Raw genomic sequence first — 23562 nt, 5'->3', positions numbered from 1 at the left:
GGCCCGTCAGAGCAGCCGGTCGATGGTGATCGGCAGGGAGCGGATCCGGCGTCCGGTGGCGTGGTGGACGGCGTTGGCGACGGCGGCGGCGATGCCGACCAGGCCGATCTCGCCGACGCCCTTGGTGCCGATCGGCGTCGCCCGGTCGGGCCCGCCGGCGAAGAACACGTCCATGTCCGGGACGTCGGCGTTGACGGCCACCAGGTAGTCGCCGAAGGTCGCGTTGGCGATGCGGCCGGTCTCCGCGTCGGTGGCGGTGTCCTCGAACATGGCCTGGCCGATGCCGCCGACGGTGCCGCCGACGATCTGGCTGGTGGCCAGTTTCGCGTTGAGGATGCGGCCGCCGTCGATGCCCGACACCACCCGCGCCACCCGCAGGAGTCCCAGGTCCGGGTCGACGCGGACCTCGACGAACTTGGCGCCGAACGCGCCGGCGACGGCCATCCCGAGGTCCTCGGAGCCGGGCGGGGTGCTCCGGCCGTCGGCGCTCAGCCCCTCCAGGCCGTGGCGGGCCAGGATGTCGGTGTACGCCTCGCCTCTGCGCGGGTCGCCGGCCAGGTGGATGCGGCCCTCGCTCACCGCGACGTCGTCGATCCCGGCTCCACGCAGGGGCGAGCCGGGGTCGGCGGCGGTCAGGTCGAGGAACTCCCCCACCAGGCCGCGGCAGGCCGCGTGGACGGCGTTGCCGAGGGCGCCGGTGAGGCCGGAGCCGCCGGCCTGCGGCGAGTAGGGCAGGTCGGAGCTGCCAAGGTCGAACCGCACCTGCGCCGTGGCCAGGCCGAGCAGGTCGGCCGCCAGCTGGGTCATGACCGTGTAGGTGCCGGTGCCGATGTCGGTGGCCGCGCTGCGCACGTACGCCGACCCGTCGCGGTTCAGCGAGGCGCGCGCCTGGCACGGCGCCTGGTAGGCGGGGTAGGCGACCCCGGCCAGGCCGTAGCCGACGAGCCAGCGGCCGTCGCGCATGCTGCCCGGCTCCGGGCTCCGGCGTGACCAGCCGAAGCGCTCGGCGCCGCGCTCGTAGCACTCGCGCAGGGCGTTGCTCGACCATGGCAGGCCGGTCGGCGGGTGCTCCTCCGCGAAGTTCCGCAGGCGGAATTCGAGCGGGTCCATGCCGATGGCGTGGGCGAGTTCGTCGATGGCCGACTCCAGGGCGAAGTTGCCCTGGCCCTCGGCGGGGCCTCGCATCGACCCGGGGCACGGGATGTTGAGCCGTACCTGCCGGTCGCGGGTGCGGGCGTTGGGGCAGGCGTAGGAGACGGCCGAGCCGAGCGACACCGGTTCGTAGTCCTCGTCGTCCATCGCCACCGGCGAGACGCCCTCGTGCTCGACGGCGACGAGGTCGCCGGCGGCGGTGGCGCCCAGCCTGATGTGCTGGACGCTGCTGGGCCGGTGCCCGACCGCCGTGAACATCTCCGGCCGGGTGAGCACCAGCTTCACCGGCCGTCCGATCCGGCGGGCGGCCAGCACGGTGAGGACGACGTGCGGCCACATGCGCAGCCCGGCGCCGAAGCCGCCGCCGACGAAGGGGGCCAGGACCCGGACCCGGCTCTCGGGGATCTTGAAGATCGCCGCGAGCGAGGTGCGGACGTTGTGCGGCCACTGGGTGGACTCGTGGACGGTGAGCGCGTCGCCGTCCCAGGCGGCGACCACGGACATCAGGCCGAGCGGGTTGTTGGTGTTGTCGGGGGTGGTGTAGGTGCCCTCGACCACGGCGTCGGCCGCCGCGAACCCGGCCCGCACGTCCCCGCGCTCGTGGTCGAGGTTCCAGGGGTTGACGAGCACCTCGGCGTCCGGCTCGTCGATGCCGAGCAGGGCCCTGGCGGGCTCGTAGTCGACCCGTACCAGCGACGCGGCGTGCCTGGCCTGCTCCGCGGTGGTGGCCGCCACGACGGCGACGTGCTGCCCGTAGTGCAGGATCCGCTCGTCCTGGAGCGGGGCGGGCGGGGACGGGCCCAGCAGGGTCGTCGGCCCGCGCTCCAGCCTCGGCGCGTTCAAATGCGTGATGACGGCGAGCACGCCCGGGGCCGCCTCGGCCTCGGCGGCGTCGATGCCGCGGATCCGCCCGGCGGCGATGGTGCTGCGCACCAGGGCGGCGTGCGCCATGCCCGGACGGTCGACGTCGTTGGGGTACTGCGCCTTGCCCGTCACCTTCAGCGGGGCGTCCACGCGGTCGATCCCCGCGCCGATGACCGGGCGCGTCTCCAGAGTGGTCATGATGCGGCTCCCGCGGCCATCTCCAGCGCGCGCACCAGCGTGCGTCCGGCCAGATCCACCTTGAACGCGGTGCCGGGCAGCGGCCTGGCCCCCTCAAGGGCGGCCTCGGCCGCGGCACGGAAGGCGCCGCGGTCCGCGGGCGCGTTCCGCAGGAGGTCCTCGGACTTCCACGCGCGCCAGGGGATCGTGCCGACCCCGCCCAGCGCGATCCGCGCCCACCGGACGACGCCGCCGTCCACCGCCAGGGCCACACCCGCGGAGGTGAGCGCGAACTCGTAGGAGACCCGGTCGCGGACCTTCAGGTAGCGGGACCGCGCCCCCTCCGGCAGCAGCGGCACCTCGACCTCGGTGATCAGCTCGCCGTGTCGCAGCACGTTCTCGATGTGCGGGGTGCTGCCGGGCGGGAGGTAGAACTCGGTCAGCGGGACGGTCCGCCGGCCGCCCACCCCCTGGATGTGGACGAGGGCGTCGAGGGCCGCCAGGGGGACGGCGAGGTCGGAGGCGTGCAGGGCGATGCAGTGGTCACTGGTGCCCAGGATGGCGTGCATGCGCTGGATGCCGTCGATGGCCGCGCAGCCCGATCCGGGGTCGCGTTTGTTGCAGGCCGGGACGGTCGGGTCCCGGAAGTAGCGGCAGCGGGCCCGTTGCAGCAGGTTGCCCCCGATCGTCGCCATGTTGCGCAGCTGGGTCGACGCCCCCAGCAGCAGCGCCTCCCGGACGAACGGCAGCCGCCGCCCCACCACCGGATCGGCGGCGAGCTCCTCCATCGTGGTCAGCGCGCCGATCCGGACCGCGTCGTCCAGGTGCGTGACGCCGCCCAGCGGGAGCCTGGTGATGTCGAGGAGCCGCCCGGGGCCGAGCACGCCGTCCTTCATCAGGTCCAGTTGCGTGGTGCCGCCGGCGAGGTAGGAGGTGTCCGGGTCGGCGGTGGCCACGGCGACGGCCTGCTCGGTGTCCGCGGCGCGGGCGTATTCGAAGGGGCGCATCGTCAGCCTCCCGCCACGACGTCGCGGATCGCCGCGCGGATGTTCGGATAGGCGCCGCAGCGGCAGATGTTGCCGCTCATGAATTCGCGGATGTCCTCTTCCGAGCCGGCCCGCCCCTCGCCTATCAGTGCCAGCGCCGACATGATCTGACCCGGCGTGCAGTAGCCGCACTGGAACGCGTCGTGCCGCGCGAACGCCTCCTGCACGGGGTGCGGCGCCCCTCCCTCCGAAAGGGACTCGATGGTGGTGACCTCGCGGTCCTCGCACTGCGCCGCGAGCATCAGGCAGGCCACCACGCGCCTGCCGTCCACCAGCACCGTGCAGGCCCCGCAGGTGCCCTGGTCGCAGCCCTTCTTCGCCCCGGTCAGGGCCAGATGGTCGCGCAGCGCGTCCAGCAGGGTCACCCGGGCGTCGAGCCGCAGCCGGTGAGACCGGCCGTTGACCTTGAGAGTGATCTCCACCCGGGGGACCGCGGGCGCCGTCTCTTCCATCCTCATCGTGCCTCGATTCCGAACTCTCCAGCCGGACTCGCGAGCCGGGCTCGTGCCGCCTCGTGCCGCACATGAAAGAAGACCTCGCCCAGCGCGGAATTTCCCCGAGCCGACCATCGGTCCTGGTCGAGCGGCCATCGTCCCCTAGATAACCGGCACCTCAGAGCGATAAACCGAGGGCGGGAATCCGACCCGACCGTGAAATTCAATGGCATCCCATAAAGGGTTCAACGGGACCTCGATCAGTCCTCTCAGGGAGTGGATTCGGTGGCGGCGAGGGTCAGGGCCCCGACCAGGCCCGCGCGGGGGCCCAGGGCGGACGAGCGGACTCGGACGCGGTCGCTGATCGCGGGCTGGGCGAAGCGGCGCAGGGACTCGCGGATCCCCTCCAGGAGGGGGTCCCCTCCGGTCGCGAGCTCGCCGCCGATGACGAGCATGGCGGGGTCCAGGGCGTTGCACAGGTCGGACAGGACGCGTCCGATGCTGCGCCCCGCGTCGGCGACGATCCGGGCCGCCACCGGGTTGTCGACCAGGGCGTCCAGGGAGAGGTCGCCGGGCCGTTCGGGAAGCGGCAGGCCCGCCGCGGTGAGCTGCCTCCACACCTCGTCGATCGACACCACCGACTCCAGGCAGCCGCGCTGCCCGCACCGGCACTGCGCCCCGCCCTCCTGGATCAGCGTGTGCCCGATCTCCCCGGACGCCCCGTACGCCCCGGTGTAGCGCCTGCCCGCGAGGATCAGCCCGGCCCCGATGCCGTGCGACGCCTTGACGTACACCAGGTCGGACACGTCCCGTCCGGCCCCGTGCGTGTGCTCGGCCAGCGCGGCGAGCTCCGCGTCGTTGGCGATCAGGACCTCGCCGCCGAGCCGGTCGGTCAGCTCCTCCCGGGGCCGGACCCCGGCCCAGCCCGCGAGGATCGTGGCCGACTGGATCCGGCCGGTCTCCTGGTTGATCGGTCCCGGGATCCCCGCCGCCGTCCGCAGCACCGAACCGGCCGGGACGCCCGTCCGGTCCAGCAGGTCGGCGACCAGGGCCGCCGCCTGGTCGAGCGCGTTGCCCGCCGAGGCGTCCACGTCGAGGGGCACCCTGCCCTCGGCGACCACCTCCTGCGCGGTCGAGGCGAGCACCGCCGAGATGTGCGTGTGCCCGAAGTCGATCCCGACGAGATGTCCGGGAGGGCGGCGCGGCGACAGCCGTGACGACGGTCTGCCGCGTCCCGCGTGGTCGCTGGCCGCGTGCTCGTGCACCAGCCCTTCGGCCAGCAGGCCCCGGACGATGCCCGCCACCGTGCTGGGCGCGAGCCCGGTCCGGCGGCTCAGCTCCTGCCGGGTCGCGGGGAAGGACTGTTTCAGCGCGTCGAGGATCGCGCGCCTGCTGCGTTCGATCCGCTGGTTCGGTGGGTTGGCCACCGGCCGAGGGTAGCGAATTACGACGCTGAACATACTAATTAGTCAAGATTAAGAGCGTTGACCGGAATCTTTTGTCGATCTACGATCACGGAGCCTGTCGTGGAGCGTTCTAAGTCGCTCCACCCACCCCCGGCAGAAGAGGCGTGCATGAAGCGTGAAGCCACGGCGTGGCGGAAAAGACGGACCGGAGTGCTCGCGATGACGGCGGTCCTCCTGGCCTCGGGAGGGATCGCGACGGCCCCGGCCAGGGCCGAGAACCCGCCGCCCGCCGGCGGCCTCGCCGAGGTCGCCGCCGAGGGCGCGCGGGTCGTCACGTCGCCGGACGGTGATCTGCGGGTCGCGATCGCCACTGAAGACGGGCGCCTCACCTACAGCGTGCGCGACCGCGACAAGGTGCTCGTCGGCGCGTCCGGACTCGGCGTGGATCTCCAGGGACGCCCCAGCCTCACGCGGGACATGTCCATCGAGTCCGTCGAGCGGCGCACGATCGACGAGACGTGGAAGCCCGTCTGGGGAACCTCCGCCAAGGTCAGGAACCACGCGAACGAGCTCACCGTCCACGCGGTCCAGGACGTCACGGGGTTCAAGCTCGACCTGGTGTTCCGGGTCTTCGACGACGGGGTCGGCTTCCGCTACCGCTTCCCCGGCCAGCCCGGCCTGGACGCCTACACCGTCACCGCCGAGCAGACCGAGTTCACCCTCGATCCCGTCGCGCGGAGCTGGTCGATCGCCGCGGGCCGGACCTGGACCGCCGACGAGCAGCACTACCGCGACCTGCCCCTGTCCGGCGTCGCGACCGCCCAGACGCCCATCACCGCCGCGCCCGCCGCCGACTCCTACGTGGTGGTGCACGAGGCCGACCTGACCGACTACCCCAGCATGACGCTGAAGGCGGTGCCGGGACGGCCCGGCCGCTTCTCCAGCGACCTCATCGGCCTCCCCGACGGCACCAAGGCCAGGCTGGACGGCGAGTTCTCCACGCCGTGGCGCACCCTGACCGTGGGCGGGCGCCCCGGCGACCTGGGCGAGTCCCATCTGATCGAGAACCTCAACGACCCGTGCGCGGTCTGCGACGACACGTCCTGGATCAAGCCCGCGACGTACACGGGTGTCTGGTGGGAGCTGCAGCGCCGGCACACGACCTGGAACGCCGGGCCCAAGCACGGCGCCACCACCGCGCGCGTCAAGCAGTACATCGACCTGGCCGAGCAGGCGGGCGCGAAGTTCGTGCTGGCGGAGGGCTGGAACACCAACTCCGGCGGCTCGTGGTCGGGCCAGGACTTCCTGACCCCGCAGGCCGACTTCGACCTCCCCGAGGTGCTCCGGTACGCGGCGTCGAAGGGCATCGGCTACATCGCCCACAACGAGACCCGTGGCGACGTCGACTACTACGACCGGAACCTCGAGAAGATCTTCTCTCGCTACGAGGAACTCGGCATCCATGCGATCAAGACCGGCTACGCCACCAAGTTCCTGCTCGGCGGGGTCAACCGCAGCCACTACGACCAGGAGGCCGTCCGGCACTACCAGCGGGTGATCGACGCGGCGGCCCGGCACCGCATCACGGTCAACGCCCACGAGGCGATCAAGCCCACCGGCCTGTCGCGCACCTACCCGAACATGATGACGGGCGAGGGCGTCGCGGGCATGGAGCAGCAGAACTACATGGGCGCCGGCGGCAACCCGCCCGCGCAGGCGACGATCCTCCCCTTCACCCGGTTCATGGGAGGGCCCGCCGACTACACTCCCGGCGTCCTCAACGTGACCTGGGACCCGGCCCGGCTCGGAACCCGCGTCCAGACCACCTCGGCCGCACAGCTCGCGCTGTATCCGACGTTCTTCAGCCCCATGCAGATGCTCGCGGACACCCCCGAGAACTACGCCGCCCACCCCGGCTTCGCCTTCCTCAAGGACATGCCCGCCAGTTGGGACGAGACCCGCGTCCTGGACAGCGCCATCGGGGACTACACCGCAACGGCCCGGCGGAAGGGCGACACCTGGTACCTGGGCGCGATCACCGACGAGAACGACCGGACCCTCCAGGTGCCGCTGTCGTTCCTCCCGCACGGCGCCTTCGTGGCGGAGACCTACGCCGACGCCCAGGAGACCACCTGGAAGGGCGACCCGCTGCCGGTGGAGATCCGCAGGACGCTCGTCCGATCGTCCACCCGGCTGTCGATGTCGCTGGTCGCGGCAGGCGGCCAGGCGGTCAGGATCAGGCCCGCGACCGCCGCCGATCTCGGCGACCTGCCCTGGTACGCCCCGCCCCGCGCGGAGCACGGCACCCCCGAGGCCGTGCTGGACCCGTCCACCCGGCAGCTCACCGTGAAGGCTCCGCTCTCCAACGAAGGCAGCACCGTGGCCGAACTCCAGGCCCGTGTCTTCATCGACGGCCGCGCCGCCGGCGAGGTGCGGCGCGTCCGCGTCGCGGGCGGCGGGACCCGGACCGTCGAGTGGACGATCCCCGCCGCCGAGGTGCCGGACCAGGACTTCCGGGTCGCGGTGGGCGCGCCCGGCGGCGAACGCGGTGAACCGGTCCGGGTGGCGCAGCCGCGTTCGCTGCTCGGGCTCGTCCGGGACCTGCGGAAGTCCGGCGAGGTGTCGTCGTCCGCGCTGGCGCTCCTGCAGCCCGCGATCAACAAGTCCGAGACCATGCTCCGCCACGGCGACACGACCGGCCGCCTCCTGGCCCTCCAGGACATGCGGCTGGCCCTGTACGGCCTCCCCCTCGCCGAGGTGACCGCGCAGGCCCGCACCGCCATCGACGACCGGCTCTCCGACCGGCTCGGCGAACCGCAGGGGCTCCTCTCCCTCGCACTGAAGGTGCGGCGGGCGGCCGACGCCGGGTCCCTCGACCCCGCGCTGTCCGGCAGGCTCACCTCCGAGGTCAAGGCCGCCATCGCCGCGGCGGTCGGGAACGACCCGGCGGCGATGCGGGAGGCCCTCAACCGGTTCACCACCCTGGTCGAGGCCGGGCCGGTGCCCGGGGACGTCGCGGCCGGTCTGCTGGCCGCCGGCCGGATGCTCTCCCTCTCGCCGCGCCGGATCGAGGCGGAGTCGGCGCAGCTCGTCAGCGGCGCGTGCCTGCGCACCAACCACCCCGGCTACACCGGCACCGGCTTCGTGGCCTGCCTGAAGACCAAGGACAGCGGCGTGCGGTTCACCGCCCCGGTCACCGCCGACGGCGTCTACACCGTCCGCGTCCGCTACGCCAACGCCATGGGCGCCACCCAGACCATGACCCTCGCCGGTGGGACGCGGTCCGTGCAGCTCCGGCTGCCCACCCTGCCGACCTGGGACACCTGGTCGGAGCACCCGGGCGCGGGGCAGAAGATCAGCCTTCCGCTCGGCCAGGCCACCCCGCTGGACTTCGTGTACGGCCCGGACGACAACGGCAACGTCAACCTGGACTCCATCACCCTCGAACCCGACCCGGGCGTCGTCCGCCGCTGAACGGTCGCGCCGGTCGCCGCGGAGCGGCGGCGACCGGCGCCGCCGCTAACGGATCAGCGGATCGCGGGGCAGGCCGAGGATCCGCTCGGCGATCTGGTTGCGGGTGATCTCCGAGGTGCCGCCCGCGATCGACATCGCCCGCGACCCCAGCCGCGCCAGCCCCGCGACCAGCCCGAGGCCGTCGCCGAACGCCGTCTGCGGTCCGGCGAACTCGGCCAGCAGCGCGGCGGTGGCGTGCCCGTGCTCGGCCAGGACCAGCTTCGTGATGTTGCCCTCCGGCCCCGGCTCGCCCCCCGCCACGGCCCGCTCGGCGCTGCGCAGGTTGAGCAGCTTCAGCGCCCGCTCCTGCGCCGCGTGCGCGCCGATCCGCTCCGCCGGGACGAGGTCCGTGTGCTCGGCGTACAGCCGCACGACGTCCGGCCCGGCCGGCCCGCCGACACCGCCGCCGATGCTGACCCGCTCGTTCCCGAGCGTCGCCCGCGCCACCTTCCAGCCCTCGTTCGGCGCGCCCACCACGTCGTCGTCCGGGACGAACACGTCGGAGAGGAACACCTCGTTGAACTCCGAGCCGCCCGTCGCCTGCCGCAGCGGCCGCACCTCCACGCCGGGCGCCTTCATGTCGATCACCATCATCGTGACGCCCGCGTGCTTGGCCGCCTCCGGGTCGGTGCGGACGGTGGCGAGGCCGCGGCGGCTGTAGTGCGCGCCGCTGGTCCACACCTTCTGCCCGTTGACGCGCCAGCCGCCCTCGACCTTCACCGCACGCGTCCTGACGGCGGCCGCGTCCGACCCCGCGCCGGGCTCGCTGAACAGCTGGCACCACACCTCGTCGCCCAGCAGCGCGGGCCGCACCCAGCGGTCGATCTGCTCCTGGGTGCCGTGCTGGACCAGCGTGAGGATGTTCCAGCTCGTGATCCCGTACGAGGGCCGCTTCACCCCCGCCTCGCGGAACTCCTCGTCGATCACCAACTGGAGTCCGGCGCTCGCCTCCAGACCCCACGGGCGCGGCCAGTGCGGCTGCACGTACCCGGTGTCGATCAGCCGCACGCGCTGCTCGGCCTCGGGCAGCGCGGCGATCTCGCGGGCGAGCGCGCGCACGTCCGCCCGCGCGTTCTCGGCCTCCGGCGGCAGGTCGAGCTCCGTCTCCCGGACGACTCCCGCGACGCGCAGCCGCGTGACGTCCCGCGCCGCCTCCCGCGGATCGAAGATCGCCTCCAGGGTCGCCGCGCGCCGCAGCAGCAGATGCGCGTCGTGCTCCCAGGTGAACCCGATCCCGCCGTGCACCTGCGTGTTGAGCCCCGCGTTCCTGGTGAAGGCGGGCGGTGCCAGCGCTCCGGCGATGGCCGCGGCCAGCTCGAACTCGTCGGCCGGGCCGGACGCCGCGCGGGCCGCGTCCCACACCGCCGCCGTGCCGAGCTCCGCCGCCACCAGCATGTCCGCGCAGTGGTGCTTGACCGCCTGGAACGTGCCGATCGGCCGCCCGAACTGCTCGCGCACCTTCGCGTACTCGACGGCGCGCTCCACGCACTCCAGCGCCCCGCCGACGGCCTCCGCCCCGGCGAGCGTCCGTGCGACGGCGACGGCGTGGGCGCGCGCCGACGGCAGGACGTCCGCCACGCTCGCGCCGTCGAGCCTGACGCGGGCCGACCGCCGGGACGGGTCGAGGTTCGGCGGCACCTCGACCTCCACGCCCGGCGCGTCCGTCCGGACGACGATCATGTCGTCGCCCGCGGGGAGCACCAGCAGCCGGGCGAGGCCCGCTCCGAGGACGACCCCGGCGTCGCCGGTCGCGGTCTCGCCGTCCACCGTGACCTCGCCGCCGACGCCGAGCGCCGCGGCCGTCCGGCCCGAGGCCAGATCGGGGAGGAGGCGGGCGCGCTGCTCGTCGGTCCCGCGGGCGGCGATCACGGCGGAGGCCGCCATCGTCGGCAGCATCGGCCCCGGCGCCAGGGCCCGGCCGAGCTCCTCCGCGACCACGACCAGCTCGGGGAGCCCGGCTCCCCCGCCGCCGTGCTCCTCCGGCAGATGAACCCCGAGCAGGCCGAGCTCGGCGAAGCCGTCCCAGAACGCCGGCGGCTTCTCCTCGTCGGCCTCCAGCAGCGCGCGGTTCGCGGCGCGCGCACCCTGATCGTTCAAGAACGCCCGGGTCGTCCCGGCCAGCTCGCGGTGCTCCTCGCCAATGGCGATCGCCATGGGCCCTCCCCTCATCGAGACCCCCATGATCGCGCCGCCGGGCCTCCTACTGAAGACCTTCCCCGAATCTGATTCGGTTATTTTGCGGACGAGCGCCGGCGCGGGCCGCCGCGGACCGTCCCGCGGGCCTTCAGCCCTTACGGCCGACGCCGCCGTACAGCCACGTGCCGACGTCCTTGAGCGGCTCGTCCTGCAGGTCGCCCTCGGGGTTCCACGCGTCGATGGTGACCAGGCCGGGCTCGACGAGGCCGAACCCCTCGAAGAACGGCGCGATGTCGGCCTTGGAGCGGAAATAGATCGGTGTCGGCGTGGTCGCGTAGACGGTCTCGATCTGCTCGACCGCCTCGGCCGAGTGCCCCTCGGTGGTGACGTGGGTCGCGGCCAGGTGGCTGCCGGGGGCGAGGGCGTCGCGCAGGGTCCGCATGACCGCGCCGCGCTCGTCCAGGGTGAGGAAATGGGTCATGGCGATCATCAGGACCCCGACCGGGGCGCTGAAGTCGATCAGCCCCGTCCTCCTGGCGTGCTCGAGGACCTCGGCGGGACGGCGCATGTCGGCCTGGGCCACGGTGGTGAACTCGTTGGTGGCGAGCAGGGCGCGACCATGGGTCAGCACGACCGGATCGCTGTCGACGTAGACGACGCGGGCGTCGGCGATGATCCGCTGGGCGATCTCGTGGGTGTTGCCGACGGTCGGCAGCCCGGAGCCGATGTCGAGGAACTGCCGGATCCCCCGGCGCGCCATGTACCGCACCGAGCGGCGCAGGAACGAGCGGTTCTCCCGGGCGAGCTCGCCGATCTCCGGCATCGCCCGCCTGACCTGTTCGGCGGCGTCCCGGTCGACCTGGAAGTTGTCCTTCCCCGACAGGTAGTAGTCGTACATGCGGGCGACGCTCGCCCTGGTCGCGTCGATCCCCGGTACGGGACCATCATCGGCCATGCACGGCCTCCCCTCGCGCTGCGCGCTCGACCGGTGCCGGCGACGCAGCGCAGCCGTCCGTGCACCGAAACGATCCGGCAAGATCATAAGGTACAACCTCGACATCACCCCCCGCTGCGGGAACACCACGGCGAACCGCTAGATCTTTCCGGGGGGCGGCCGGAGAAAGGGCACGGCGAAGGCGCGGCGGGACCCCGGCACGATCGAGGCGGCGGGAATCTGCGAGCATTGCGAAATGACGAGTACGCATGACTTCGAGGCGACGACCGCGGACGGCAGGCGAGTTCCGCTGAGCGAGTACGCGGGCAAGACGCTGCTCATCGTGAACGTCGCGAGCAAATGCGGGCTGACGCCGCAGTACGAGGGCCTGGAGTCGCTGTACCGCGACGCCGGGAGCCGCGGCCTGGAGGTCCTGGGCTTTCCGTGCAACCAGTTCAAGGAGCAGGAGCCGGGCACCGACGAGGAGATCCAGGACTTCTGCCGGACCACGTACGACGTCACCTTCCCGGTGTTCTCGAAGATCGAGGTCAACGGCCCTGACGCCGATCCGCTGTACCGCTACCTGCGCGCCGAGGCTCCGGGCGATTTCGGCCCGCAGTACGGCGGCTTCTACGACGCCATCTCCAAGATCCGCCCGGACGCCGACGGCACCGACGAGGTCAAGTGGAACTTCACCAAGTTCCTGATCGGCCGCGACGGCAAGGTCATCAAGCGCTACGAACCCCCCGTGCCCCCTTCGGACATCAAGACCGACCTCGAGAACTACCTCTGACGATCGCGCGACGCCGGGGCCGTGCGCATCACCACGGCCCCGGCACGCGACCTCCCCGATCCGGGACGCCGTTCAGCCGAAGGGGAAGTAGACGGCCTTGACGTTCTGGGGGTGGAGGTCGGTGGTGTCTCCGGAGGCCAGGATGTGGCCGCTGAAGGAGTCCGCCGCCAGGAGCTCTTCGCAGGGGCGGTCGGCGAGCAGGACGTGCTGGTCGGTCTTGTTCTCGATGCTGAAGATCCTCCGGTCCGAGGTCTCCTGAGGAGCGTCGTGGCAGCTCCGGGCCGCGGGGTCCTTGAGCTGGACCAGGTCGAGCACGAAGTGGTTGTCGTTGGTCGTGTCGATGATGTGGATGTCCAGGGTTCCGGTGGCGGCCAGGGCGGGTGCGGCGGGGACGAGGGCCACGGTGAGGGCGAGGGGCGGAGCGGCGAGTGCGGTGAACCAGCGGCTCACTTTTTCACCTCCTGGAGTCGGTTAAATACGGAGAGTAGTTTCCAGGGGTGAAAAGGCCTTTGGTACGCGCCGCCAGGTCACAAGCGCATGGCGCCGCGGCCATCCTGAGAATGCCGATTACCGCGCCATCTCGAGTGACCTGCGAACAGTCACGGACGGACGTGCAGTGCGGCCAGGCCGTGGAAGGTGCTGGAGGGCCGCCAATGGGGTTGCGGGTCGGTGGTCGTCAGGTTCGGGAACCGGGCGAACAGGCGCGGAAGGGCTTCGGTCGCCTCCAACCGGGCCAGCGCGGCACCGAGGCAGTAGTGGTGTCCGGCTCCGAACGCCAGATGCGGCTGCGGGGTGCGGGCGAGGTCGAGCCGGCCGGGGTCCGGCCAGTGGCGCGGGTCGCGGTTGGCCGCGTCGACGCGGATGACGACACGTGAACCCGCCGGGACGTGCGTGCCGCCCAGGTCGTGGTCGGTCAGGGCGGCGCGTCCGGCGAGCTTCACCGGGGTCTCGGCGCGCAGCAGCTCCTCGACGGCGCGGGACGGGCCGGCGTGCAGCGCGGGCACCTGGGAGCGGTCGCGCATGAGGGCCAGGGCCCCGTTGCCGATGAGGTTGGCGGTCGTCTCGTGCCCGGCGGCGAGCAGCAGGACGCAGGTCGCCATCACCTCCTCCGGTTCCAGCTCGGGCATCCGCAGCAGGGCGCTGACGAAGTCGTCGCCCGGACGGCGGCGGCGCTCGGTCAGCAGCGGCAGCAGGAACAGCATCAGCTCGTTGGACGCCCGCGCGCCGCGTTCGATGTCCTCGGCGGTCGGGGTCACCTCCAGCATCCGGACGAGCCCCGGCGTCTCGGCCCGGAACACCTGCGCGCCCTCGGTGCCCACGTCCAGCAGCTCGGCGATCAGCGCGAGCGGGATCAGGTAGGCGGCCTCGGCCATCAGGTCGGCCTCGTCCGCCTCGGCGAACAGGCCGTCCAGCACCGTCTCGACCACCGCGGCGACGCGGGGCCTGAAGCGTTCGAGGGCGCGCGGGGTGAACGCGGGGCTGAGCAGCCGGCGCAGGCGGGTGTGGTCGGGCGGGTCCATGAACAGCAGCACGCCGGGCGGGACGGCGGCGAAGACGTCGCCGCCCAGCGCCCGGGGGTCGCTGCTCCACCCGGGCCCGCGCAGGACCTGCGCGGCCTCGTCGAACCCCGACACCACGAATCCCTGGAGTCCGTCGTCCCAGGTGACCGGTTCAGCTGATGCTGCGACCGTCATGGCGCTCCTTCCAGAAGGTCTGGTCGAGTTCCCCGTACGGGGTGGCCGGAGGGCCGTTGCGGTCCCACTCGTTGAGGACGTCCAGCCAGGGTCCGGTGCAGCGCAGTTCGCCGAGCACCGCGTTCATGCCCATCTCGATCCGGGTCAGGAAGAGGAAGTCGGGCGGCAACGACACGCGCCGCAGCACGGGCCCGTGCTCCCCGCTGACGGAGAACGCGGTCTGCATGGTGCGGGCCGACTGTTCCGGCCCATAGGTGTGCGGCTGCGGCCCGACCACCGAGTGCAGGGTCGCGCGGAACCACGCCAGGAGGTCGGCGGGGCCGGGTGCGCCGTCGCCGTCGGAGGTGACGAGGCCCGCGTCGTGCAGCGCCCCGGCGAACGCGGCGGGATCGTCGTCCACGGCGGCCGTCACCATCGCGCGGATCTGCCGGATCTGGTGCGGGGCGAAGCGCTTGACGCAGCCGAAGTCGAGGAAGGTGACCGTGCCGTCCTCGTGGAAGAGGTAGTTGCCGGGGTGCGGGTCGGCGTGGAAGAGCCCGAGCCGGCGAAGCGAGCCGAGGGTGAACCGGTAGACGGCCTCGCCCCAGCGGTCGCGCAGGCCGGCGTCCGCGGTGAGCGCCCGCGACCAGCGCATCCCCTCGGCCAGCTCCATCGTGAGGACCCGGTCCGAGCACAGCTCGGGGACCACGTCCGGCACGCGGATGAACGGATGGCCCCGGTAGATCTCCGCGAACTCGGCCTGGTGGGCGGCCTCGGCCCGGTAGTCGAGCTCCTCGCCGATGCGTTCGGCGGCCTCGCGGGCGAGGGCGCGCATGTCCATCCGGGTCATGCTCGGAATCATCGAGCGGGCCAGGCTGAAGAAGCTGACGAGCAGCTCGGTGTTGGACAGGTCGGCGCGGATGGCCTCCTCCACGCCCGGGTACTGGATCTTCACCGCGACGCGGCGGCCGTCGCGCAGCGTCGCGGCGTGCACCTGCCCGATCGAGGCGGCGGCCAGCGGTTCGCGGTCGAACGCGGCGAACAGCTCCTCGGGCGGCGCGCCCAGTTCGACGGCGACCATCCCGGCGGCCATCGGGTACGGCATGGGCGGCGCGTCGTCCTGCAGCCGGGACAGCGCGGCCCGGTAGACGTGCGCGTACTCCCCCTCCATGGCCGGGCCGAAGCCGGCGAACGACATCAGCTGGCCGGCCTTCATCAGCACGCCTTTGGACCGGCCGAGCCGCTGCGCGTACCGCTCGGCGGCCCGGCCGTGGAACTCGGCGCCGCGCCCGCCGCGCAGCGAGGCGACGACCGCCTCGCCCGCGGTGCGGGCCGCGGCGCCGAGCAGGGGCGCGGCCCGGGAGATCCGGCCGCGCCGGGCGACGGGCGGCCTGGGTTGCTCAGTCATCGAGGAGTCCTCGTCAGTGGACAATGGCTTCGCCTAAGTGTTTACTTAGGCGCATGACGTCGTCAACCCCGACCCGGGACCGGATCATCGACGCGGCCATGCGGCTGTTCGGCGAGAACGGCTACCGCGGCACGAGCGTGGCGCAGATCGAGAGGGCCGCCGGGCTGACCCCCGGCGCGGGCGGTCTCTACCACCATTTCCGCACCAAGGAGGCGGTGCTCCGGGCGGGCATCGAACGCAACCTCTCCCGCCTGGACGCGCTGCGCGACATCCGCCGGCTGCTGGGCAACCTCGGCGACCTGCGCGCCGAGCTCACCCTCAGCGCGCGCTACGTGCTCGCCGAGCTGGACGACGAGCAGGAGCTGCTGCGCATCATGGCGAGCGAGGCGCGCAGCCGCCCCGAGATCGTGGAGGACGCCGTCCAGCAGCTCGTCCACACCACCTACACCGAGTTCACCGCCTGGCTGCGCGACAGCGCCGGGGTGCCGCAGGAGCGCGCCGCCGCCGTCGCGTCGGTGGGGCTCGGCGCTCTGTTCTCCAGCCGCATGATGTCCGGCCTGCTCCGCGTGCCCTCGGTCGGAGTGGACGACGAGATCTTCGTCGCCACCTGGGTCGAGATGATGTACCGCCTGCTCTCACCGCGGTGATCCCGCGTCGGCTGCGGCTCCCGCGCCGTCTCCGGCCACCGTCGGCCGCCTCCCGGGCCCTTCGTTCTCGTAGATTGGGGGCGGGTTCGGGGAGTGCGCCGGAGGTGCTGGTTGCTGGTTGCGGGCGCGGTGGTGGCGGGCCGGTACCGGGTGGTGGAACTGCTCGGCGAGGGCGGCATGGGCCAGGTCTGGCGTGGCGAGGACGTGCGGCTGGAGCGGGCCGTGGCGGTCAAGGTGCTGCTGCCGCACCTGCTGCACGGACAGGTCCGCGAGCAGGCGCTGTCACGGTTCGAGCGGGAGGGCAGGGCGGCGGCGCGGTTGTCGCATCCCAACATCGCCGCCGTCTACGACGTCGGTGAACACGAGGGCCAGCCCTACCTCGTCCTGGAGTACCTGCGCGGGCGCGATCTCAAGAGCCTGCTGCGCGAGCACCCCCAGGGGCTGCCGGTCGAGGACGCGCTGAGCTACGGCGCGCAGGCGGCCGAGGGACTGGCCACCGCGCACGCGGCCGGGATCGTGCACCGCGACGTCAAGCCGGCCAACCTCATGCTCGGCGGCGACGGGGCGGTGCGGATCTGCGATTTCGGGATCGCCCGGCTGCACGGCGCCACCGCCGGGCTGACCGGCGACCTGAAGATCGGCACGCTGGCGTACATGGCGCCCGAGCAGATCCTGGGCCAGGACGTCGACCACCGCACCGACCTGTACGCGCTCGGGGCCACTCTGTTCCAGCTGCTGACCGGCCGCCTCGTCTTCACCGGTGACGACGCCCGCGCGGTGATCGCCCAGCACCTGGCCGCGCCGCCGCCCGCAGCCCGCACGGTGCGGCCGGACATTCCGATCGCGGTCGAGGAGTACCTGCGGGCGTTGCTGGCCAAGGAGCCCGGGCAGCGGCCCGGGGACGCCACGGCGGTGGCGGGACGCCTGCGTGATCTGCGGCGCCCGCGCGCGGAAGACGCCGGCGGGTCCGGCTCGGGCGGGGGGCGTGCGGTCGGCATCGACCTGGGGGCGTCCCACTCGGTCGTCGCGGTCCTGGAGGGCGGCGAGCCCACCGTGATCGCCAACGAGGAGGGGTCGCGGACCACGCCGACCGTCGTCGCCTTCGCCCGGAACGGCGAAGTCCTCATCGGCGAGACCGCCAGGCGCCAGGCCGTGACCAACGCCGACCGCACCCTCCGTTCGGTCAAGCGCGAGATGGGCACCGGCCGGACGACCGCCATCGACGGCAAGGACCTCGTCCCCCAGCAGATCAGCGCGTTCGTGCTGCAGAAGCTCAAGCGCGACGCCGAGGCCTACCTGGGCTCGTCCGTGACCGACGCGGTGATCACCGTCCCGGCCTGCTTCTCCGAACACCAGCGCCAGGCCACCAAGGAGGCCGCGCAGATCGCCGGGCTGAACGTGCTGCGGCTCATCGACGAGCCCACCTCCGCGGCGCTGGCCTACCACCTGGAGAAGGAGAACGAGGCCACGATCCTGGTCTTCGACCTGGGCGGCGAGAACTGCGGTGCCGCGGTGGTGGAGGTCGGCGACGGCGTGGTCGAGGTCAGGGCAACAGGGGGCGACGGCCGCCTGGGCGGTCGCGACTGGGACGGCAAGATCGTCGAGTGGCTGGTCACCAGGTTCGAGAAGGCCCACGGCGTGGACCTGTCCAGGGACACGATGGCGCTGCAGCGGCTGCGCGAGGCGGCGGAGAGGGCCAGGATCGAGCTGTCGTCGTCCCGGGAGACGTGGATCAGCCTTCCCTACATCACCGCCTCCGCCGCGGGCCCGCTGCACCTGGACGAGAAGCTCACCCGCGCCGAGTTCCAGACGATGACCGCCGATCTCCTGGAGCGCTGCAAGGCCCCCTTCCACCAGGTGCTCGAGGACGCCGGAATGGGCGTGGACGAGATCGACCGTGTGGTGCTGGTCGGCGGGGCCACCCGGATGCCCGCGGTGGCCGGCCTGGTCAGGGAGCTGACCGGCGGCACGGTCCCCCTCGGCGAGGTCAATCCCGACGAGGTCGTGGCGGTCGGCGCGACCCTGCAGGCAGGCGTGCTCAAGGGCGAGGTCAAGGACGTCCTGCTGCTGGGCGTGACCCCGCTGTCGCTGGGCATCGAGACCCGCGACGGCGAGCGTCTCGCCCCCGTGGCGGGGGACGGTGTCTTCACCAAGATCATCGAGCGCAACACCACCATCCCCACCAGGCAGTCGGAGACCTGCACCACGGCCGAGGACGACCAGTCGTCCGTGGAGATCCAGGTCTTCCAGGGCGAGCGGGAGATCGCCGCCCGCAACAAGAGGCTCGGCGCCTTCCGGCTCACCGGCCTGCCTCCGGCGCCGCGCGGCGTGCCGCAGATCGAGGTCGCCTTCGACATCGACGCCAACGGCATCGTCAACGTCTCGGCCAACGACCTGGGGACCGGCAGGAAAGAGTCGATGGTCGCACGGCGGCTCGGCCCTGCCCAAGGACGACCTCGAGCGGATGATGCGTGAGGCCGAGCGGTACGCCGAGGAGCACCGGCGGCGCAGGGACGAGGCCGAGGTCCGCAACCAGGCCGAGACTCTCGTCTACATCACCGAGAGGTTCCTGCGCGAGAACCCCGGCACGTTCCCCGCCGACCTCGAGAAGGAGGTCGAAGAGGCGGTCGCCGCGGTCAAACGGGCCCTGGATGGCGCCGACATCGATGCCATCCGCACCAGCACCGAGAGCCTGGCCCACGCCAACCAGAAGATGGGCGCGGCGTGATCGCGTCTAGCGGCCGACCGGGATCGCCGAGCGCGTCCGGCCCTTCGGCAGCCGGCGGGACGTCCGGGCGGTAATCTCTTATTGGCGATCTGCCAATAGAAGGTTCCGGCACAGGGCTCCCGTGTGCAATGCTGTGCCGCACCCCAGTAAGTGCTCAGGTACTCAGCTCACCGGCCTGCTCTCGCTCCGCCGCACGACAACGCCACCGGGAGGACCCGCCATGGACCACGACCTCCATCCAGCGCACGAGCCGGACGAAGGGCTGGGACGCAGGCGGTTCCTCGGCTATCTGGTCGCGGCGCCGACGCTGGCGGTGGCCGTGCAGTGGCCCCGCGACCCGGCCGCGGCGGAGATCCCCTCCCTCCCCCAGCCGGAGGAGATCCTCGACGTCGGCGACCTGGTGAAGCTGGCGTCGGCGCCCACGTCCGGGCTGGTCGCCGTCCAGGTCCACGAGGACGGGACGGCGTCGTTCGCGCTGCCCCGGGCCGAGGTGGGGCAGGGCATCACCACCACCGTCGCGATGCTGATCGCCGAGGAGATGGACCTGCCGCTGGAGAAGGTCACCGTCACCCTCTCCGACGCCCGCCCCGAGCTGCTGTTCAACCAGTTCACCGGCGGCTCCACCTCCGTCCGTTCGCTCTACACGCCGGTGCGGACGGCGGCGGCGATCGCGCGGCGGCGGCTCGTCGCCACCGCCGCCCGCGCCTGGAACGTGGACGCCTCGAAGCCGTCCACCAAGGACGGCGCGGTGCTGTACGGCGGCAGGCGGGCGACCTACGGATCGCTGGCGAAGGCCGCCGCGGCCACCCGCACCACCCGGGTCTCGGCCTCGCTGAAGGACCCGTCCGAGTTCACCATCGTGGGCCGGCCGACCTCGCGCGTGGACGCCCTCGCGGCCGTGACCGGGCGCAAGAAGTTCGGCATGGACCTGAACGTCCCGGACGCCCTGCCCACGATGGTGCGGCGCCCGCCGACCATCGACGGCACGGTGGAGTCGGTCCGCAACGCCGCCGCCGTGCGGGCCATGCCCGGCATCACCGACGTCGCGGTGATCGAGCACGGTGTGGCCGTGCGCGGCCGGACGTTCGGCCAGTGCGTCGACGCGCTGCGGGCCCTGGAGGTGACCTGGCGGCCCGGCCCGGTGGCCGGCGAGTCCGACGACACCGTGCTGGCGAAGCTGCGGAAGGCCGTGCCGTCGCTGTCCGGGCCGCCGCTGCTCAGCAGGTCCGTCGATGCCGAGTTCACCTTCATGTTCGCCAGCAACTCCCCGCTGGAGCCGGACGTCGCGATCGCCGACGTGCGGGCCGGCCGGGCCGAGATCTGGTCCAGCCTGAAGGTCCCCGGGGACGCGCAGACCGAGATCGCCAAGCGGCTGGGCCTCCCGGTGGGCGCCGTGACGGTCCACGTCGTGGAGGGCGGCGGCTCGTTCGGGCGGCGGCTGCACCCCGACGCGGCGGTGGAGGCCGCGCTGATCTCCAAGAAGATGAGCAAGCCGGTCAAGCTGTCGTGGTCGCGGACCGACAGCGTCCGGCAGGGCCGCGCGCATCCGATGTGCGTCTCCCGCGTCCGCGCCACCTACCGGGGCGGGAACGTGCTCAGCTACGAGCAGCGGCACGTCAGCACCGAGACCAGCTTCAGCCACGGATTCGGCGACCTGCTCACCGCGAACGCGGCCAAGCTGCCGCTCGTCGGGAATCCGACCGTGGCCCAGGCGTTCTTCCTGCTGAGCCAGTCCTCCCCCTACAGCTTCGGGGCGACCAAGCAGACGCTGACCGAGATCCCCCTGAAGTTCAGGACCGGCAGCATGCGCAACGTCTACTCGCCGAACATGGTGTGCGCGCGGGAACTCGTCGTGGACCGGCTCGCCGCCGAGATGGACAAGGACCCGGTGGAGTTCCGCCGCGAGTTCCTGGACAACGCCAGGCTGCGCGCCGTCCTGGACAAGGCCGCCTCCGAAGGCGGCTGGGGACGGTCATTGCCGCCGGGAGTCGCCCAGGGAATCGGCCTCGCCGCCGAATACCGGGCGGAATGCGTGGTGCTCGTCGAGCTCGACTGCCGTCCCGAGACCGTGAACCGCCCCATCGAACGCGGCGTCGCCGGCCCCCGCGTCACCCGCGCCCTGGTCGTGGTGGACGCGGGACTGCCGATCAACCCGCGCGGCCTGGAAGCGCAGATGATCGGCGGCCTGAACGACGGCATCGCGATGGCGCTCACCGCGAGCCTGCACATCAAGAACGGCGTCCCGCTCGAGGGGAGCTGGGACAACTACTTCTACACCCGGCAGTGGAACACCCCGCCGGAAACCCGCGTCATCGTGCTCCCGCCCAGCCGCGACGAGCCCGGCGGCGCCGGCGAACTGGCGGTGGCCCCGTCCCTGGCCGCGGTGGCCTGCGCGTACGCCCGCGCCACCGGGACGATGCCGACCCGGTTCCCCATCAACCACGCCACCCTGGCCTTCGAGCCCTTCCCGCTGCAGCCGTCCACCCCGCAGTCCCCCACCGACGGCCTGGACCGCGCCTTCTAGAGGAGCCCTACATGCCGAACCACTCCTTCAAGCTCAACGGCGAGCGGGTCACCGTCGAGGTCGAGGACGACGTCCGCCTGCTCTGGGTCCTGCGCGACCTGCTCGGCGTCACCGGTCCCAAGTACGGGTGCGGGATCGGTGTCTGCCAGGCCTGCACCTCCCACGTCAACGGCAAGGCCGTCAACATCTGCTCCGTGCCCGTCTCGCGGATCGGCCCGGACGACGAGGTCGTCACCATCGAGGGCCTCCCCGCGACGGTGGGCCGCGAGCTGCACCCCATGCAGGAGGCCTGGCTGGAGTACGACGTCGCCCAGTGCGGCTACTGCCAGCCCGGGCAGATCATGTCCGCGGTGGCCAAGGTCCGCCGGGCCCGCGCCGAAGGCCGTACGATCACCGACGCCGACCTCGACGAACTCCGCAACATCTGCCGCTGCGGCACCTACGCCCGGATCCGCGAGGCCATCAAGGCCGCCGCCAAGAAGATGTGACCCCCGGCCGACCGCACCGGCCGCCGGGGAGCCGCGCCGTACGGGCGGGGCCGCGTGTACTGCGTTCTCAGTACGTCTCCACCGCTCGTCGCGCGCTGCGCGACGTGGGCGAGCCCCAGCCGGGGCAACGGAACCTGATCAACCGCATCGAAGGCGGCCGCACACGCGGAAAGACCGTCATCGCCCTGTGAGCAACAGCTCCGCCGCTCGTTACCCACTCGTTACATAGACCTCCCTTGCGGGCGCCGCACCCTCTGCCCTTGCATACTAATACGCGTTGCTAATTCGCATTAGCGCCCGGGTCGGCTCCGGGCGCGGGGCATGAGGAGGAGCGCCTGTGGCCTTTCCCGACGGGTTCCTGTGGGGCACGGCGACCGCCGCCCACCAGGTCGAGGGCACCAACACCGCCAGCGACTTCTGGGCGCTGGAGCACGCCCCGGGCTCGATGTTCGCCGAGCCCAGCGGGGACGCCTGCGACCACTACCGGCTCTATCGCCAGGACATCGCCCTGCTCAAGGAGCTGGGGTTCACCGGCTACCGGTTCTCCATCGAGTGGGCGAGGATCGAGCCGGAGGACGGTTTCGTCTCCAGGGCGGCGATCGCGCACTACCGGGACGTGCTGGAGACCTGCCACGAGCTCGGGATCACCCCGATGGTGACACTGCACCACTTCACCAGCCCGCGCTGGCTGATGGAGCTGGGCGGCTGGGAGTACGAGGGCACCCCGGAACGGTTCGCCGCCTACTGCCGAGTGGTGATGAGCGAACTCGGCCCGCTGATCCCGTACGCGGCCACCGTCAACGAGGCCAACATCGCCTGCCTGATCCGCCGGATGATCGATGACCGGGCCGGAACGGACGCCGCGCCGGCTCCGGCCGGGGCGGAGCAGGCGCCGGTCGGGGTGGACTCGGCGCGGGCCGAGAAGACCGGCCCCGGCGAGGAGATCGGCGAAGTGTTCGGAACAGCGTTCGGGTCCCCGTCCGGCAGGCCGCAGGTCTTCCTGTTCACCTTCAGCGACACCGGCCTGGAAGTGGTGAAGCGGGCGCACGTGCTCGCGCGTCACGCGATCAAGGAGGCGAGCCCGTCCACCCGGGTCGGCCTCACCCTCGCCCTGCAGGACTACCAGCCGGGCCCGGGCGGGGAGAAGGCCGCCGGCCGGCGGTGGGCCGAGGAGTTCGACGAGTTCCTGGCGGTGCTGGAGGGCGACGACTTCCTCGGCGTGCAGACCTACACGCGGGTGCTGGTCGGCGAGGACGGCGCGCTCCCCCACCCGGAGGGCGCCGAACTCACCCAGATGGGCTACGAGTTCTACCCCCGGGCCCTGGAGAACGTCCTGCGCCGCGCGGCATCGGCGGGGCTGCCGATGTTCGTCACCGAGAACGGCATCGCCACCGCCGACGACGCCCGCCGGGTCGAGTACATCCGCGTGGCCCTGGAGGGCCTGGAACGCTGCGTGGACGACGGCCTCGACGTCCGCGGCTACTTCCACTGGTCCGCACTGGACAACTTCGAGTGGATGCTCGGTTACGAACCGGCGTTCGGCCTCATCGCCGTCGATCGTGACACCCAGGAGCGCACGGTCAAGGAGAGCGCACGCCGTCTGGGAGCCATCGCCCGGCGCAACGGCCTGGCCTGAGGC

The 23562-nt window shown here is 72.3% G+C and carries 15 protein-coding genes and 2 pseudogenes; 8 read left to right on the top strand and 9 right to left on the bottom strand.

Annotation, left to right across the window (positions count from 1 at the left end; genetic code table 11):
• Positions 1-6: 6 nt before the first annotated feature.
• From ACFPZN_RS44630 to ACFPZN_RS44615, 4 genes are all read right to left on the bottom strand, one after another.
• Entirely contained in the window at positions 7-2214 is a 2208-nt protein-coding gene (locus ACFPZN_RS44630; RefSeq protein WP_378289030.1) for a xanthine dehydrogenase family protein molybdopterin-binding subunit, read from the bottom strand.
• Positions 2211-3200 (bottom strand): FAD binding domain-containing protein, encoded by a 990-nt coding sequence (locus tag ACFPZN_RS44625; RefSeq protein WP_378289028.1) that lies wholly within the window; start codon positions 3198-3200, stop codon positions 2211-2213. The genes ACFPZN_RS44630 and ACFPZN_RS44625 overlap by 4 nt, the downstream gene beginning before the upstream one ends.
• 2 nt (positions 3201-3202) lie before the next feature.
• Positions 3203-3697, bottom strand: coding sequence for a (2Fe-2S)-binding protein (locus ACFPZN_RS44620; protein WP_378289025.1), 495 nt, complete (start codon positions 3695-3697; stop codon positions 3203-3205).
• Positions 3698-3942: 245 nt separating this feature from the next.
• Positions 3943-5100, bottom strand: a complete 1158-nt coding sequence (locus tag ACFPZN_RS44615) for an ROK family transcriptional regulator (RefSeq protein WP_378289023.1) — start codon at positions 5098-5100, stop codon at positions 3943-3945.
• Between the two features lie 198 nt (positions 5101-5298).
• Between ACFPZN_RS44615 and ACFPZN_RS44610 the strand changes: the two genes are divergently transcribed.
• A complete protein-coding gene (locus ACFPZN_RS44610; RefSeq protein ID WP_378289021.1) occupies positions 5299-8553 on the top strand; it encodes a glycoside hydrolase family 97 N-terminal domain-containing protein in 3255 nt (1084 codons plus the stop codon).
• A gap of 45 nt (positions 8554-8598) precedes the next feature.
• On the opposite strand, the gene ACFPZN_RS44605 is transcribed toward ACFPZN_RS44610, so the two are convergent.
• Together ACFPZN_RS44605 and ACFPZN_RS44600 are read right to left on the bottom strand one after the other, a co-directional pair.
• Positions 8599-10746 (bottom strand): acyl-CoA dehydrogenase, encoded by a 2148-nt coding sequence (locus tag ACFPZN_RS44605; RefSeq protein WP_378289019.1) that lies wholly within the window; start codon positions 10744-10746, stop codon positions 8599-8601.
• 130 nt (positions 10747-10876) lie between these two features.
• Positions 10877-11683 (bottom strand): SAM-dependent methyltransferase, encoded by an 807-nt coding sequence (locus ACFPZN_RS44600; RefSeq protein ID WP_378289017.1) that lies wholly within the window; start codon positions 11681-11683, stop codon positions 10877-10879.
• Positions 11684-11918: 235 nt separating this feature from the next.
• On the opposite strand from ACFPZN_RS44600, the gene ACFPZN_RS44595 reads away from it, so the two are divergent.
• Entirely contained in the window at positions 11919-12455 is a 537-nt protein-coding gene (locus ACFPZN_RS44595) for a glutathione peroxidase (RefSeq protein WP_378289015.1), read from the top strand.
• Positions 12456-12527: 72 nt separating this feature from the next.
• Here the strand turns inward: ACFPZN_RS44595 and ACFPZN_RS44590 are convergent, their stop codons facing one another.
• The 3 genes from ACFPZN_RS44590 to ACFPZN_RS44580 form a co-directional block, all read right to left on the bottom strand.
• A complete protein-coding gene (locus tag ACFPZN_RS44590) occupies positions 12528-12905 on the bottom strand; it encodes a hypothetical protein (RefSeq protein WP_378289013.1) in 378 nt (125 codons plus the stop codon).
• A 149-nt stretch (positions 12906-13054) separates the two neighbouring features.
• Positions 13055-14149 carry a cytochrome P450 gene (locus ACFPZN_RS44585; RefSeq protein WP_378289011.1) on the bottom strand — a complete coding sequence of 365 codons (1095 nt, stop codon included), beginning with the start codon at positions 14147-14149 and terminating at the stop codon, positions 13055-13057.
• Positions 14127-15536 carry an ABC1 kinase family protein gene (locus ACFPZN_RS44580; RefSeq protein ID WP_378289009.1) on the bottom strand — a complete coding sequence of 470 codons (1410 nt, stop codon included), beginning with the start codon at positions 15534-15536 and terminating at the stop codon, positions 14127-14129. The genes ACFPZN_RS44585 and ACFPZN_RS44580 overlap by 23 nt, the downstream gene beginning before the upstream one ends.
• Before the next feature lie 53 nt (positions 15537-15589).
• Between ACFPZN_RS44580 and ACFPZN_RS44575 the strand changes: the two genes are divergently transcribed.
• The 6 genes and pseudogenes from ACFPZN_RS44575 (at position 15590) to ACFPZN_RS44550 (ending at position 23559) form a co-directional block, all read left to right on the top strand.
• Positions 15590-16183 (top strand): TetR/AcrR family transcriptional regulator, encoded by a 594-nt coding sequence (locus tag ACFPZN_RS44575; protein WP_378289007.1) that lies wholly within the window; start codon positions 15590-15592, stop codon positions 16181-16183.
• 93 nt (positions 16184-16276) lie between these two features.
• A pseudogene (locus ACFPZN_RS44570) lies at positions 16277-17071 on the top strand (serine/threonine-protein kinase); the annotation flags it as partial.
• Positions 17072-17116: 45 nt separating this feature from the next.
• A pseudogene (gene dnaK / locus ACFPZN_RS44565) lies at positions 17117-18908 on the top strand (molecular chaperone DnaK); the annotation flags it as partial.
• Positions 18909-19131: 223 nt separating this feature from the next.
• Positions 19132-21435 carry a xanthine dehydrogenase family protein molybdopterin-binding subunit gene (locus ACFPZN_RS44560; RefSeq protein ID WP_378289005.1) on the top strand — a complete coding sequence of 768 codons (2304 nt, stop codon included), beginning with the start codon at positions 19132-19134 and terminating at the stop codon, positions 21433-21435.
• Between the two features lie 11 nt (positions 21436-21446).
• Positions 21447-21923 (top strand): (2Fe-2S)-binding protein, encoded by a 477-nt coding sequence (locus ACFPZN_RS44555; protein WP_378289003.1) that lies wholly within the window; start codon positions 21447-21449, stop codon positions 21921-21923.
• A gap of 337 nt (positions 21924-22260) precedes the next feature.
• Positions 22261-23559: a glycoside hydrolase family 1 protein gene (locus ACFPZN_RS44550; protein WP_378289001.1), complete on the top strand. Its 1299-nt coding sequence runs from the start codon at positions 22261-22263 to the stop codon at positions 23557-23559.
• The last annotated feature ends 3 nt before the right edge of the window (positions 23560-23562 follow it).

It is taken from the genome of Actinomadura rugatobispora (assembly GCF_042656285.1).
Taxonomy (GTDB): domain Bacteria; phylum Actinomycetota; class Actinomycetes; order Streptosporangiales; family Streptosporangiaceae; genus Spirillospora; species Spirillospora rugatobispora.
Note: the sequence above shows the minus strand (reverse complement) of the source record. Positions and strands in the feature narration are given on the sequence as shown.